This window comes from Streptomyces arenae (assembly GCF_022343545.1).
Classification (GTDB): domain Bacteria; phylum Actinomycetota; class Actinomycetes; order Streptomycetales; family Streptomycetaceae; genus Streptomyces; species Streptomyces humi.
In genome coordinates this window covers 1-15,975 of the sequence record NZ_JAKQYH010000003.1, presented here as the reverse complement: position 1 = coordinate 15,975, position 15,975 = coordinate 1, and the positions used below count along the sequence as shown (strand labels likewise).

The 15,975-nt window shown below is 73.1% G+C and carries 6 protein-coding genes and 2 pseudogenes; all 8 read left to right on the top strand.

All coding sequences use genetic code 11. The annotated features are described in order from the left end of the window. Positions 1–1,001: pseudogene (locus tag MB828_RS02185) on the top strand (hypothetical protein); the annotation flags it as partial. Between the two features lie 127 nt (positions 1,002–1,128). Continuing rightward, the gene (locus tag MB828_RS02180) at positions 1,129–1,464 is read left to right on the top strand and encodes a WXG100 family type VII secretion target (protein WP_133023302.1); all 336 of its coding nucleotides are present in this window, start codon (positions 1,129–1,131) and stop codon (positions 1,462–1,464) included. 33 nt (positions 1,465–1,497) lie between these two features. After that, a complete protein-coding gene (locus MB828_RS02175; RefSeq protein WP_133023303.1) occupies positions 1,498–1,788 on the top strand; it encodes a WXG100 family type VII secretion target in 291 nt (96 codons plus the stop codon). Position 1,789: 1 nt separating this feature from the next. Next, on the top strand, positions 1,790–2,443 hold the full coding sequence (locus MB828_RS02170) for a hypothetical protein (protein ID WP_301646699.1): 654 nt from the start codon (positions 1,790–1,792) through the stop codon (positions 2,441–2,443). Positions 2,444–2,466: 23 nt separating this feature from the next. After that, positions 2,467–4,875, top strand: coding sequence for a WXG100 family type VII secretion target (locus MB828_RS02165; protein ID WP_301646698.1), 2,409 nt, complete (start codon positions 2,467–2,469; stop codon positions 4,873–4,875). Between the two features lie 25 nt (positions 4,876–4,900). Beyond that, positions 4,901–5,332: a YbaB/EbfC family nucleoid-associated protein gene (locus MB828_RS02160; protein ID WP_301646697.1), complete on the top strand. Its 432-nt coding sequence runs from the start codon at positions 4,901–4,903 to the stop codon at positions 5,330–5,332. Beyond that, positions 5,325–5,702: a WXG100 family type VII secretion target gene (locus MB828_RS02155; protein WP_301646696.1), complete on the top strand. Its 378-nt coding sequence runs from the start codon at positions 5,325–5,327 to the stop codon at positions 5,700–5,702. The genes MB828_RS02160 and MB828_RS02155 overlap by 8 nt, the downstream gene beginning before the upstream one ends. 10 nt (positions 5,703–5,712) lie before the next feature. Then, positions 5,713–15,975: pseudogene (locus tag MB828_RS02150) on the top strand (hypothetical protein); the annotation flags it as partial.

The window sequence follows — 15,975 nt, the reverse complement described above, 5'->3', positions numbered from 1 at the left end:
CGCCCCCACCTTCAGCACCAGCACCAGCACCAGCACCCAACACCACACCCACACCCGCACCCGCACCCGCACCCAGCGCCACACCTACACCCGCCTCCACACCCACTCCCGCACCCACCTCACAGCCCGCACCCGCCTCCACCCCCACTCCCGCAGCCGCCGACGGTGGTTCCGCCCCGCCGGGGCCACCCGCACCCGACCACGAAACTGTCACGGGTGGTGCGGGTGGGAACACGGGGGCCGACGGCGAAGCCGAGGCCGAGGCCGTCCGTCACCTCACCGGCCTCACCGGCGTCACCCCCGTCACCGACGCCCTGGCCGCCCGCCTCGGCACCCTCGTCAAGCTCGGCCGGGGCACCGCAGGCCTCGCGGACGTGGTGCTGGAGGGCCCCCCGGGCAGCGGCCGCCGAGCCGTGGCCGCCGCGTACGGCAGAGCGCTGGCCGAGCTCGGCATCGTCGCCTCCGGCGCGCTCACGCACGTACCGCTGTCGGCCGTCCCGGCCCGCTGGCCCACGCAGCCGCACACCTATCTCACGGACGTCTTCCGGCGCGCGGCAGGCGGCCTGCTCACGGTGGCGGCGGACCCCGCCTTCTGGTCCCGGCCGGAGACCGAACGGCGCCCGGTCCTCGACGCGCTGACCGCGCGGGCCGCGGCCCGCGGCCCGCGCGGCGCGGTGCTGGTGCTCTGCGGCGGCGCCCACCGCCTGATGGAACTGCTGCGCACCCGTACCGACCTGGCCGGTACGTTCGCCGAGTACCTCCGGCTGCCCGCCTGGACCGGCGCGGGCCTCGCGGAGCTGACCCGGCGGCGGCTCACCGCCCACGGCTTCGAGGTGTCCGACGACGTCCTCGCGGCGCTCGCCGCCCAGGACCCGTCGTACGGCGCGTACGGCGCCCACCGGCTGGCGGACCGGATCGCGGCACGCGCGGGCGCCCCCACGCTGGCCCTCGCCGACCTGATCGGCGAACTCCCGGCGGCGGAGGCGCTGGTGGCCGGCTGAGGGGCCGCAGGGACAGAAAATCACGGCCGGTGGGGCAGCGAGTCCCGCATCCGGCCCCAGGCGGGCGCCACCCCGGACCACCATCACGAACGACGACCTCCACGTCCCCGGCACGAGAGGAGCGGCCATGGCCGCCAACACGAGTACATCGGTAGACACTTCGGGCATGCGGACCGCCCAGGGCAGCTTCCAGACCGCCCTGGACGAGGTCAACAACACGTACACCCAGATGCAGAGCCAGATCGAGGCGCTGCGCTCCAGCTGGACCGGCGACGCCTCCAGCACCTTCCAGAGCGCCATGGACACCTGGCTCACCGACTTCGGCACGGTGAAGCAGCAGTTGGAGCTGATGCTTCAGAAGCTCCAGGCCAACACCGGCAGTTACGACACCACGCACCAGCACACCACGGACGCGGCCACCCAGCTGCACAAGAGCATGTCCACCCCACTGCCCGGTTTCTGACCCCCCGCCCACCGCACACACGAGGAGCGATCCATGCCTACGTACACCGTCAACATGAACCAGGTCGAGTACGTGGTCGGTGAGATGACCGCGATCAGTGGGAAGATCCAGTCGGCGCTGACCGACCTGGACGACAGCGCCAAGGTGCACCTGAGCGAGTGGACCAGCGACGCGCGCGCGACCTATGACGTCGCCAAGGCCAAGTGGGACGCGGCCGCCGCCGACATGGTGACCCAGGCCCAGAACGCCACCAACGCCCTCGGCCAGATCAACGAGTCCTACTACGCGGGAGAGCGGCACGGCGTGAATCTCTGGGAGCAGTGAGATGGCGAGGACGGACGCCGACAGCGACCACGGCAGCAGCGATCCGAACGTCAACAACAACGACTACGGCGACACCGGCAGCGGCAACAGCAACGGTTCGGGCGACCACCACTACCACGGCGGCACGGACGTCCTGCACGTCCCCGGGATCCTCTCCGACCTGCACCCCTTCGTGCCCCCTCCGGTGCCCGGCGGCGACGGCCACAACGGGACCTCGGTCAGCACACCGTCGCTCGACCTGTTCGCCGGCAACATCGACCTGCTGATCCAGCCGGTGCGCGACGTCGCCACCGGTCTGAGCGATGTCGCCGTCGCACCGGGCGCCTTCTACCACGCCAACAAGATGCGGACCACCGTGAACGGTGCGAACGCCGACGACGGACTCAAGAAGAGCTACGGCGACGCCCTCTCGGCCCTGGTCCGGGGCCTGACGGACCTGCGGGACGGCGTCCGGGGGCTGAGCCGGAAGTACGCCACGACCGAGGACGCCAACAGCATGACGGCCCAGGACCTCGCGGACGCCTTCACGACGACCACCGCCGACTTCAACACGATGATGACGTCCAACGGCGGCAGCGGCATGACCACCACCACGAGCAGCGGCAGTACCGGCAACGGCAACACCGGTAACGGCAACTCGAACCCCACCACTTAGACGCGCTCCGCGGGAGGGCGAACGTGCCGGACTACAACAGCGGCGGCTTCCACCAGGGCGAGGACGGGACGATCTTCGGGAATCCCGACGGTTCGTCCACCGGAAGCGTCACGGACTACGACAACTGGGACTGGAAGCAGATCAAGGCCGCCGTCTACGGCATGTCGTCCGGAGTCTCCACCGACGCCAACCTGGCCCACGCCCGCGCCATCGCCGACCCGCAGTCGCTGCTGGACGCGGCCAACGCCTTCTTCCACGTCCAGCGGATCCTGGAGGGCGTCACCAAGAGCCTGGTCGACCAGGCCAAGGCGCTGGCCGGCGACAACGGTCCATGGGGCGGCACCGCAGCCGACTCGTTCCTCGACATGATGACCAACTTCTCCCGGCAGGTGAAGGCGAACGCCGACGTCCTGTCCGGGGGTTCGACCGGCGACCACTCGGTGCCGCACCAGCTCGCCAACAACGCGATCGCCTTCCAGAGTGCGCAGAACAAGCTCGCGGAGATCGACAGCTGGTATGCCGACCAGGCCGTCGCGATGGGCGTCACGCCGATGTCCGACGGACTGATCCCGATCAGCCAGAAACCCGAACTGGTCGCGATGATGACCGACGACATGCGGGCCGTGCTCAAGAGTCTGGCCCACTCCTACCAGGTCACCACCGACGCCATCGTGAACCCGACCCCGGTGACCTCGCCGACCGGCGACCCGAACGACTCCGGCGGCGACAACGGCCTGCCGGACCCGAACGAGGGCCTGGACAGCAACCTGGGCGGCGGGCCCGACAGCGGGATCGGCGGCCTCGGCGACACCGGGAACCTGTCGGACCTCTCCGGCTACCCCGACACCGGCCTCGGCACGGGTCTGGACAGCGGGCTCGGCACCGGCGACGGCATCGGTGACGTCGGGGACCTGGCCGGTCTGGACGGCTCCGGCGACCCGACCGCCTACCCCGGCGACCTCGGCCTGGACGGCTCAGGCCTCGGCGACACCGGAGGCCTCGGCGACCTGGGCGGTCTCGGTGACCTGGGTGATCTGGGCAGCCTCGACCCGTCGGCCATCGACAGCGCGCTGAACCCGCTCTCCTTCCCCGGCCTCGGCAGCCTCGCCGGACTGGGCAGCGGCGGTCTCGGGGCCGACGGGGAGAGCTCGCTGGGCGGACTGTCCACGGCGGACCCCACCGCCTTCGGCGACACCGGGCTCGACGACGGCCTGGGTGACGGCCTCACGGACGGCCTGGACGGCGGCCTCACCGACGCTCTGGCCTCCGACGCCGTCGCGCCGTCGCAGCTGGCGACGTCCTCCGGGATGCCGTACATGCCGGGGATGGGCGGTACGGGGGCGAACGGCGCCGGTGCCACCTCCGAGCCCACGGACGCCTCGGGGCTGCTCGACTCCAGCGCGGACCCCTGGGAGGGCGAGGAGGCCCCCGGCGACGAGGTCGGCTCGGAACTGGGCGCGGCGGCCGGCGGCGAGGGCCTCGGCACGGCCGGAATGCCGTACCTGCCGGCCATGGGCGGTATGGGCGGCGCCTCCGGCACGGGCCGGGACGGCGCCGGCGAACGCACCGACGCCTCCGGGCTGCTCGACGGGAGCGCGGAGCCCTGGGACGGTGCGGAGGAGTCCGGCGAGGACGAGGCCGGCTCGCCGGCCGGGGCTCTGCCCGGAGTGCCGTACCTGCCCGGCTTCGGCACCACCACGGCCCCCGGGACCGGCACCGCCACGAACAGCCGCCGCACGTCCACCGCCGAGAACGCCGAGAACGCCGAGACCGCCGCCGACCCCGAGTCCCCCGCGACCGCCGGAACCGCCGAGACCGCCGCGATTGCCGAGACCGCCGGAACCACCGGAACCGCCGGAACCGCCGGAACCGCCGGAACCGCCGGAACCGCCGCGACCGCCGCGACCGCCGGCGGAAGCGGCGCCGCCGAGCCGTCCGCGGACGTCACCGCCCCGGCGACCACGGCCGCCACTGCCCCGACCGCGGCGGCCACCCCCGCGGCCCCGGCCGCCCTCGGGTCCGACGGACTGTCGGTTCCCGCGGCCCCCGGCAGCGACAACAGCGAGGACGGCGCCGAGGACTTCTCCGCGTGGGAGGCGGCCGGGGCCGGCGCGGGCGCGTTCGTCCCCCTGCTGTGGGCGCTGGGCGGTGACCGCGAGCGTGAGGCGGACCCCGAGCAGGCCGAGTCCGCCGAACCGCGCACCACCTGGCAGCCGGACCGCACCGCCGCCGCGGCCCCGGCCGGTACCGGCACCGCCGTCCTCGGCGAGGCGATGTGCGGCGACGGCGGCCCCGAGCCGGAGGAACCCGGGGAACCGGAGGCGGCGGAGGAGCCGGCCGAGGAACCGGCCGCCCGCGGCATCGCGGACCTGCTGGTCCAGCACCAGAGCACCTGGGGCGCCGTCCCCGGCGACTCCACCGCCACCCTCTGACCCGGCCCGAGAGGAGACGAGTCCCGTGCCCAGTCCGTACGACCAGCAGATCGAGGATCTGCTGGAGCAGTACCGCCGCCAGCGTGACGAGGCCGCCGAGACCCGGCGCCGGATCAACGAGACGACGGCGACCGTGACCGCCCCGCGGCAGACGGTGAAGATCACCGTCGGTGCCCAGGGGGAGGTCACCGCCATCGAGTTCCCCACCGGCGCCTACCGCCGGATGGCCCCCAAGGAGCTGGCCGACGTGCTGCTCACCACCCTGCGGCAGGCCAGGGCCGAGGCACTGGAAGGAGTCGCGGGCGTGCTCGCGGAGCAGTTGCCACCCGGGGTGACCGTACCCGACCTGCTCCAGGGCCGGGTCGACCCGGCCGCCGTACTGCCCGAGGACCCGGCGATGCCGGACTCCGTACGCGACTACGTCGACCACGGCTTCCGGGGAGCGACCCATGAGTGACGGCACCTTCTCCGTCGACACCGCCCGGCTCAGCCAGTCCGCGCCGCAGATGCAGGAGCTGGCCGCGCGGATCCGGTCCGTCGCCACCAAGCTCGACGGCCGGCTGGAGGCGCTCGGCGCCTGCTGGGGCGACGACGAGAGCGGCCGGCAGTTCCTGGAGCAGTACGCGGAGCCCAAACGGCAGCTCAGCGAGGGCATCACGGGCGCCGGCCACGTGCTGGACAGCACGGTCGACGGCATCCGCACCATGGCCAAGGGGTTCGCCCGCACCGAGGAGGCGAACGTGGAGGCGCTGCGCGCCGTCACGCCGACGACGGACTCCGCGACGACGGGCGGCCACGGCTCCTCGGCGCACGGCAGCCGGCGGTGAACCGCGCGACATGAGCGTCGAGATGCCCCCCGAGCTGGCCTGGGTCGCCCGGCTCGCGGTCGGTCAGGCCTGGCCCAAGGGCAACGAGGACAACCTGCACGCCCTCGGCCAGGCGTGGAACGATGCCGCGCAGGAACTCAAAGGCCTGAGCGGGCAGATCGGCGCGTCCGGTAACAGCGTCCTGGAGAGCGTGGGCGGCCAGGTCGCCGACGAGTTCCGGGACTTCGTCACCCAACTGGAGTCCAGCCTCCCGGAGATGGCGGAGTCCGCGGGTCAGCTGGGCAAGCTCGGCAAGCACACCGCGGTCCAGGTCGAGTACTCCAAGTACATGATCCTCGGCCAGCTCATCCTGCTGGCCGCGCAGATCGCGGAATGGATCTTCTTCGCGCCCGAGGTCATCCCGCTCGCCATCACGGCGGCCCGGGTCGCCGTGAAGATGATCCTGCGCCGGCTGCTCATCTCGGTCGCGACCGGTGTCGCCATGAACGTGGGCCTCGACGTCGCCGTCCAGACCATCCAGTTCCTCAAGGGCGACCGTACCGAGTGGTCCACCGACAACACCGTCTCGGCCGTGGTGTCCGGCGCGATCGGCGGGGCCGTGGGCGGTCTCTTCTTCGGCGTCGGCGGCGTCCTCGCGCCGAAGTTCGCGCACACGCTGCTGGGCAAGGGCGTCCTCGGCGCGGCCACCGGCATCGGCACCTCCGGGATCATGTACGGCATCTACCACAGCGGGCAGGACGAGTTCGGCACGTCCATCAGCGCGGGGGCGCTGGGCGCGCTCGGCGGCGGGGGCAAGCGGCGGTTCGGCGGCAAGGGTGACTCGGTCAAGGTGGACCCCGTGCACGTGAACGTGCCGGACGCGCTCACGTTCGGCCTGTCCGACCTGCCCGCCCTGGTCTCGGCGGAGAAGCCGGAGCTGTCCGGCACGGACACCTTCAAGGAGGCGACCGGCAGCACGACCTCGGCCGTCACGAACGGGACCGGGCACACGACAGGTTCCGGGACCACGACCAACCGGGGCACCACCGCCGCCACCGCCACCGGCACCGGCACCGGCACAGCCACCCGCACCACCGGGGCGGGGAACGGTGCCTCCGGTACCGGGAACTCCGCCGTCGTGCACGAGGCGGCCCACGCCATGTCCGCTCCCGGCACAGCCGAGCACGAGACCGGGCTGCCGGGATTCACGACCACCATCGCCACCGCGTCGAACCCGGCGACGTCCACCGCCGGCGCCTCGTCCGCCCACCGCGCGGCCACGGCAGCCACCACGCCGGCACCGGCCCGCGTCACGACGGGCGTCGGTGGCACCGCCGTGGCCGGAACCACGGCCGCGAGCGTGAGCCGCCCCACGACCACCGGCGGTCCCGGTACGACGACCGCCACCGCCACCGCCGGCCCCGCACGCCCGTCCACGGTGAGCACGGACCCGGCGAGCCCGGGCACCGACCGCGGCACCGCCGCCACCGGCCCGGCGTCGTCCGTCCGTACGCAATCCGGCACGCCGGCAGCTGCCGGCACGCACCCGCGGACCGGACCGGAATCCGCCGGGCCGACGGAGTCCACCGCGAGCGTCACGGAGACCGGCGCCGAAGCGCGGACCACCACCCACGAGACCCGCACCACGGCCGGGCCCAATACCGACGAGACCCACACCGAACCCGGGACCACCGCCCACGAGACCCGCGCCCAAGCCGGGACCACCGCCCACGAGACCGGCACCGAGACCGGGACCGGGGCCGCCGTCCACGAGAGCGCCGCCGCCGTCCACGAGAGCGCCGCCGCGGCGGAGCCGGATCCCGGTCCGCCGCCCGGCGGGCGCCCCGCCGGATCGGTCCCGCCCCCTCGGATGAGGCTCGACCGCACGCCGCGCATCGTGGTCCGGTCCGCTTTCGAGGCCCGTCGCTTCACGTTCCGCGGCGAGGGGGTCACCGACCTGACCGTCAAGGTGGCGTTCCGCGACGGCGGCCGGGGGCACGACACGGATGCCGTCTGGGCCAAGGTGACGGCCGGCGTCGAGACGTACCTCAACGACCCGGGGTACCACCTGCCCGGTGAGGACCACACTCCCGGTGCCGGTGACCGGCTGCATGTCACCGTGGTGCGGGCGAGGCCCGGTGAGGAGGCGCACCTGACGGTCGATCTCGTCGACGCCGACGGGGTCATGGACCAGCGCAGGTGGCGGGCGAACGCGGAACCCGCCGAGTTCGCCCACGAGCTGACGCATCAGGTGTTCAACCTGCGTGACGAGTACCGCGACGCGGCCGTTCCGCACCGCCCCCATGTCGAGGGCAGTCTGCTGGGCGACTTCCACACCGCCTCGCCCGACGGGCTCAGCCGAGGTGGTCTGCGCGAGCGCCATCTGCAGCTGATCTCCGCTGTCGTCGGCGACCTCCACCGCGAGGGGCCGGGTCTCGCGCACGACGTCGAGTGGGAGCAGGCGCGCCTCGCGGCGACGGTCCACAAGCGCAGTCACACCTGGGTCGACCCGGTCTCCGATCCGTCGCGCTACGAGCCGCTCGACGGCTCCGGGCAGAAGGCGCCGGCGGTCACGGACCCGCGCACCACGACCCAGGCGGATCTCACCAGTGCGCTCAACGCGGCGATGAACAGAATGCGCCGGCAGCAGGACTCCGACGACTCGGATCGGGAGGAGGAAGAGGAGTGGAGCGAGGCGGAGAGCGACACGTCGGGCCCCCGCCGGGCCACCGCTCTCCCGGGACCGTACCGGTGGACAGCACCGGCTCCCGCCCCCCACCTGGCGCAGCACGGCAACGGAGCGGGGACGAGCGCCCAGGGACACAGCCCGGACCGTCCGGGAACACCGGAGTCCGCGGAGCATCAGGAGCACACCGATGCAGCCGGACACCAGGAGGACACGGCGGAGGCACCCGTTCCCTCCCCGGACGTTCCCCTGCTGGAGTCGTTGCCGTCCGGGCCGTTCGAGGCACCCACGCTGTGGGGAGACGAACCCTTCGTCTTCTTCGGTCTGACCGTCCGGGAGCGCGGGTCCGAGCAGACGATCAGTACGGCCCCGATGGCGTACTCCCACGAGGACACGGCAGCGGATCTCCCGATGGATCTCGGGCAGGGCCATTGGCCGCAGTCGGGTTACCGGAATGCCGCGTACAAGGCCATGGCGCGTGCGGCCGGGCACCGGCTCGGTCTGATCACCGACCGGGCGGAGCAGATCGTCCGCACGAAGGAACCGGGCGATCCGGAACGAGTGCGTGCCGAACGTCTGCTGAGGACGGAGGCGTCGCTGAAGCAGGGCCGCTGGCTGCCCGAGTACCGCAGTGAGTTCCTGCGTGTGCAGATGCTGATGACGCAGGACGGCTTCCTGGACAACCTGCCGCGGGAGCTGGTCGTGAACGAGCACTGGGGCGAGCGGTCCCCGGCCGACGCCGACGTGGTGACGTCGTACGCCCTGGTCCCGCCGACCGATCCGTCGGGACCGATCGGCGGTTCGCTGCACGGGCCGGGCGGTGTGTCGGAGCGCTTCCACTCCTGGCTGAACAGGAACGGCGGCGACAGCGACTGGCTCGCGGAATGGGCCTCCGGCCAGTCGTCCGGCTCCAACACCTCCCCGGCGCTGCGCTTCAAGGTGATGCTGAACCACTTCCGTCCGGCGCAGCATCCCGGCGGCTTCTACATGCCCCGCCTCGACGGCCCGGGAGTCAAGGACAGCGATGCCCCGTACCCGGGTCACCCGCACGCCATGCCGGTGCTGAACTTCGACCCGACGTACGTGCGGAGCATGGTGGCCCAGCACGTCTTCACCCACGAGATCCTGACCCGGGTGAAGATGCCGAACGTGGACCCGGAGCGGGGCGTCGTCCAACTGCTGCGCCTGGACAAGCGATCCGTGGTGGACGAAGCCAACGAGGACCGCACCCCGGACATCGGCGCCCGGATCGAGCTGCGTCGCGGGCCCGCGGATTCGTACAGCCTGCTGAAGCCGTACAAGGACCAGACCAAGACCGATCACGGGCTGGGTGCGTTCTGGGTCACCTCGCAGGAGATTCCGCTGCACCAGGTCTTCGGAACGTACTTGCAGAGCAGAGCGAAGATCCCAGGGGAGCCGGAACACACCCTCTTCCTGTACGAGCACGAGAACGAGTTCCTCGCGATGTCCGACGGCGTGAAGGCCGTGTTCCACCGAACGGACATCCCCCCCGTGCTACAGGTGGACCGAGAGGCGTCCGCTCCGCACCCCGACGAGTTCACCCCCCGCGCCCCCGTGAACCGCGGATCCGGCGAGGGTTCGGGGAACGAGTCCCCGCAGGTGGTGGATCCGGCCGAGGCCCGGTCCCGGTACGGCATGCCCACGGCCAACTTCCTTAAGTTCCAGGACATCGCGGCTGCCCGCAACCTCCGGATCGACGTCCGCCCGACCAACCCCACGGCCGCCCACTGGCTCGAAGAGGGGAAGCTGCCCAAGCCCAAGGAGATCAAGGCGAAGTCCATCAGCGACCTGGACACCAGGCTGGGCGCCAAGGACGAACACCGTGGTCTGATCGGCTACTTCGAGCCGGTGCTGCCCGAACGCGGCGACCTCGACGAACCCACGTGGAACCGGCTCGAAGCGCGGTACGCGCAGCGCGCCGAGGAGTTCAGGGCCCTCGCCCCCGCCATGGAACGGCTCAGCGCCGAAGGCCGGTTCAAGGTCGAGGACGGCCTGGTGTTCGGCCGGGACGACAAGGGCGAGTGGCAGCCGATGACCGGCGACCACGACATGTTCTCCATCAGCACGCCGGGCGGCACCCTGCTGAAGGGCGAGCCGTACGACGACGTCGTCACCACCATGATGGCCAACGACATGGCGGTCATGCACGGCGCGCACCTGCACTGGGAGCCGGAGTCGCCCTTCAGCAAGGGCATCTTCAGCAAGATCGTGGCGTCTCACCAGGAGGGCGGCGAGCATCTCCTGCGCTTCCGCCCCGGTCTGAACAACGCCGAGCTCGTGTACGCGCCCGCCGAGTTCCGCTTCACGGTCCCGGATCCGGAGCCGCACCCGGCACCGTCCGAAACACCGACCGACCACCCCGAACCCCTCACCCGCGCCAGCTCGTCGGTGCAGCCCCCGCGAGCGGAACCGGAACCCCTTTTGACGGTTCCGCTCGTGGAGCCCGGCAAGACGAACGGGAACGGCACCGGGTCCGCCGAGCCCGAGCCATCGGCCCCGAAGCCCGAACCGGCGGCCGCCGAACCCGAACCGGCGGCCGCGAAACACGAACCGGTGGCCACCGAGCCCGAACCGTCCGCCGCGAAACACGAACCGGTGGCCGTTAAACACGAGTCGGCGGCCGTCGAGCCCGAGCGCGGCTCCGAGGCTCCGCGTTCGCCTGACGACGACCCGGACCGGGCCGGCGATGCCGGTCGGGGTGACGCCCCCACCACCGTGGACCACCCCGCGCCGGCCCCCGAGCCGTCCGGACCGCCCGCCGAGCTGGGCGGCCGGCACCAGCGGTCGCTGGCCGGCATCCGGATCACCGACGCCCCCGGCCCCGAGGAGCTGCGCGCTCAGGTCCTGGCGACCCTGCCCCCCGCGCACCGCACCGACCGCCAGGTCGTCCAGAAGCTGGACGCGGAGTTCGACCCGGCCAACTTCCGCGCCCGGCACGAGCAGATGGTCAACGGTGGCTGGCGTTTCCAGCTCCGGGTGGCCGGCGCCCCGCACGACGTCGTGCTCACGGCCCGTCCCGACCGCTGGCGCCTGCGCGCCGATCAGGCGACGGCCGAGGAGAGGCAGGGCAAGGACTTCGAGCGGTCCGCCGAGGCCGAACGCACGGTCGCGCCGCAGAAGACCTCGCTCACCACCTCGGAGGCCGGCCTGGACCTGGCCCCGACGGTGATCCGCCCGGACGGTTCCGGCGGGGACCGGATAGCCCTGATCACCCCTTCGCTCAAGGCGGGAGGCGCCACCCACGCGACCGACACCTCGGTGAAGACGGGCGTCGAGACGGGCACCAAGACCTCACTCACCGGCCCCACGGACACCTACGTCTCCCGCTTCCGTTACGAGGCGGCCGTCCTCGGCCCCGACGGCACCCCGCTCACCCGGCCCGCCGGCGGGCGCACCGTCGCCGCCGACGTGACCGCGGAGATCACCCGGCCGGAGCCGGCCCCGGCGGACGGCCACGCCGCCGGCTGGCACGGCTGGGAGAGCGACCGCACCGCCCCCGCGGCGGGCCGTCCGCTCGACGTCACCGGCCTGCACGCGCTGCACGACGACGTCTTCCGTCATTTTCCGCGCGAGGCCCGCCCCGACGGCACCGCCCACAACGACATCCTGGAGTTCCTGTCCCCGAAGAACGTCGTCAACGGTTTTGAACACGCCGCCGGCTGGGGGCTGACCTCCAAGCGGCTCGATCTCACCGGCGGCGGCCACGCCTGGCTCCGGCTCACCCTGGAGCCCGGGGCGTCGGTGCGCGAGGGAACGGTCGCGGACAAGGACACCGTCACCAGCAAGGAGACCGGCGAGCACGCCACGGGCCGTACCGACACCTCCGGCTGGGGCCTCGGCCTGAACGGCGGCGGCTCGCGGCGGATGTGGCAGAGCGCCACGACGGACGAGTCCTCCTGGCTGACGGTCACCGGCGGCTACTCCTACGCGTACAGCCAGGCCCACCAGGAGAAGGGCAAGCAGACCTTCTCGCTGGAGCGCAGTCTGGAGCACGCGGGCACCGGTGACCTGGTCAGCACCGCCGTCCGGTTCCGGGTGGAGGTGCTGCGGGAGCGGCTGTCCCCGGGCACGGACGGCCTGCACGCGGTCCGTACGGCCCCCGACCCCGCGCCCGCGCCCGGCGAGGCGCCGCGCGACCGCGAGAACCCGCCCGTCCCCCACACCGGCGTGGTCCTCCGCGTCCGCCACCACCCGCCCGCACCCCCCACCGACCCGCACACTCCCACCGACCCGCACACCTCCACCGACCCGCACACCTCCACCGACCCGCACACCCACACGGCCGACACCCCCACCACCGATGCCGCCACCACCGATGCTCCTGCTCCCGCCTCCGCCACCCACGTCCCCGGCGATCTCAACTCCCTCCTGACCGCCCAGCGCACCGCCTTCGTCGACGTGCCCGGCTCCCGGGAGCTGGAGCGGCACATCACCGAGCGGCTGCACGAACTGGCTCCCGGAGTCCTGCCACCACCCGGCGGCACGGCGGGCCGGGTCACCCCGCAGGCCATGGAGAACCAGCGCCTGCTGCGCGAACGCGTCTCCCGGTCCGGGCTGCGCGCCGACGGCGGACAGCTCCTCGACGGCACCTTCCGGCTCACCCTGGACGCCTCCCATCTGCCGGGGCTGCCCGGTCGTACGTACGAGGTGGTGGTCCGGGCCGACACCGGGACGGGCCGCCACGACGGGGCGGCGGCGGGAACCGCGAAGAACACGGTGGCCCGGGGCCACGCCACCGACAAGGGCGTGACCCGGGGCGGCAAGCACACCCTCGGTGTCAGCGGCAACCTGCGCAGGGCCCTGAACCCGCCCGACACCGTACGGGCGTTCGGGAACGCCGGACTCGACGGCACGTACGGGCCGTCCCGGGGGACCGTGGCGTCCAGCGAGACGCAGGCCAAGCGGACGTTCCAGCACAAGGGGCCGGCCGACGCGTTCAGTTACCCGGTGACGTACCGCGTCCTGGTCGCCCCGCACCGGGACGGTGCCCCGCCGAGCACCCTGCCCGCCGCCCACCCGGCCGCCGGCCGGGGCCCGGACACGGTGCACGAGGTGCTCCCCGCGCCCGGCGAACGCCTGCGGGTCGAGGTGCGCCGCCCGGAGCGGTCCGCCACCGCGCCACCCCATCTGTGGCGGCCCGCCCGGCTGCCCCAGCTGCACGCCGTCACGCGGGTCGCCGACGAGGCAGGGCTCCGGGACCAGGCGCGCACCGCGCTGGAGCAGGCGTACCGGTCCCGTGAGCCGGGCACCGTGGAACCGTCACCCGGCCCGCCGCTGGACGAGGCCGTGGCGGCGCTGGCCGGCCACGCCCAGCTGCCCGGTCTGGTCTCCGCCTCGCACGCCGGCTGGGCCAACACGCTCGACCGGCACGTCGGCGACGGCCGGGCCCCCGACACCGTGGGCCTGTCGGTGCGCACCCGGCTGATCGACCTGACCTACGAGGAGACCCTGTCCGGGGACAGCACGCTGGAGCTGGAGCTCAAGGCGAGCGGCGCCACCACCCTCGCCGACCAGACGTCGCTGTCCGTCAAGGGCAACCTCGGCCCGGACCTCGGCCTGTTCCCCGAGACCGCGACCGGCGCGCTGACCACCGGCTTCCAGGTGCGCGGCGGCGGCAAGATCAAGGTCGGCGGCCAGTGGGACACCGTCGACACCTTCAAGCAGCAGACCAGTACCACCCGCAGGGTCGGCCACACCGGCACCTGGCACGTCTACCGGGCGACAGCCGAGCTGAGCGTCGCCGGACGCCTCACCGACGCCTCCGGCGCCTCGCACACGGGCCGCCCGGTCCGCCGCGACCACGACGTCTACGTCCTCCTCTCCGACGAGGACGTGACCCGCCTGCACACCGCGACGGCCCCGCACCCCGCACCCCCGGAGCTCCGCGCCACCCTCCTGGACCAGGGGGTCTCGGGCGGCGCCCTGGTGGAACTCCCCGGCACCGACGCCGTTCTGCGCGAGATCGACCAGCAGTTGCGCGGACCGAACGACGACGTCGTCCCGGTGGCCGCCCTCCCGTTCGCCGACACCTACGCACCGGACAGCCTCGCCGCCCGCTACGACGAGCTCGTCGGACCCGGCGTCCTGGACCGGCACGTCGAGGTGACGCGCGCCGGGCGGGTCGTCACCGAGGTGCTCGTACGCGCGACCACCGACGGCTGGCACGACGACGGCTCCCGCTCCGAGCGCCCTCTCACCCGTGACGTCACCGCCGCCCACACCGTCAAGGGCAAGGCCGGCGCCAAGGGCACGTTCGGCGGCGACGGCAACCTGCGGGCCTCCGTGCGCCCCCCGGTGGCCCACTTCAACTCGGCCTCCCTCACCCCCACCGGCGCCCTCGAAGGCGGCCGGGGCAGCACCGCCGAGTCCGGCGTGACCACCACCGTCGGCCACAAGACCTCCGGGTACGGCGACACGAGCGCCCGTTTCACCGCCGACCTGCGGTACGAGGTGACGGTCACCCGGCGCACCGAGACCGGCCGCTTCGTGCACCTGCCGAAGGAGCCGGCGGCCGTGGGCCCGGAGCGGGCCACGGCGTGGGTGCCGGAGTCCCTCACCGAGGACGCGACCGCCGCACCCCGTCCCGGCGCCCCGCACGTCCTCGACGACCCCGCACATCCGGCCGCCCCCCTGGCCGACCACCCCTTCGACCTCGAACTCGGCCGCCTCCGCGACCCCGCCCGGTACGCCGCCTGGCAGGATGCCCTGCGCGGGGCACACGACGTGGTCGGCTTCGACAACACCAAAGCCCTGCACGACACCGCCKTCCAGGTCCAGGCCACCCCGCGCCGCTGGGGTGACGGCGTACTGGGCCGGACCGGCGCCTACTACTCCTGGGCGCTCGCACAGAGCGCCGACGCGGCCGGCCGGGCGGCCCACACCCTGCTGCCCGCGCACCTGACCGACACGGTCTCCCGTTTCCTGGCCACCTTCACCGCCGACCCCCGGCTCGGACCCGGCCACGACCTCAGCCAGGAGCAACGCCTGTCGTTGGAGGAGCAGTTCGCGATCCGGCAGATGTTCTCCGGCCAGTCGCTCCCCGCCCTCTTCCACCAACTGGGCGGCTCGGACCGCCCGTACCGGGTACCGGGCACCTCCCTCGCCGTGTCGATGGAGGCCATCGGCCCCGCCGAGGAACTCGCCCACAGCGCCGCCGCCGCCGCCGAAGTCTCGGTCGCCGTCAAGGACGAATCGACCACAGCCGCCACCAACTCCTACAACTGGACGGTCACACCAGCCGACTTCGCGGTCCTCACCGAGGACCCGGTCCTCACCGTCCCCCTCGCCACCACCCGCCTCACCCGCGACCAGACCTACGACTCCACGCGCCCGGTCACCCGCGCGCCCGGCACCCCGAGCCGCCCCACCCCCGACGCGACCCTCCCGCACGCCGTTCCCCCCACCGACCCGGGCAAGGCCGAACTCACCGGCCCGGCCTCCCTGATGCGCCAGCCCGTCCGCATCACCCTCCACCCCCACGACGACACCGGCCCCTACGGCACCCCCCGCTCCCTGACCGGCCACCTCTTCCACTGGACCACCACCCCCACAACCAAGGACCACCCCACCTCAGCCGCTCCGGAAACG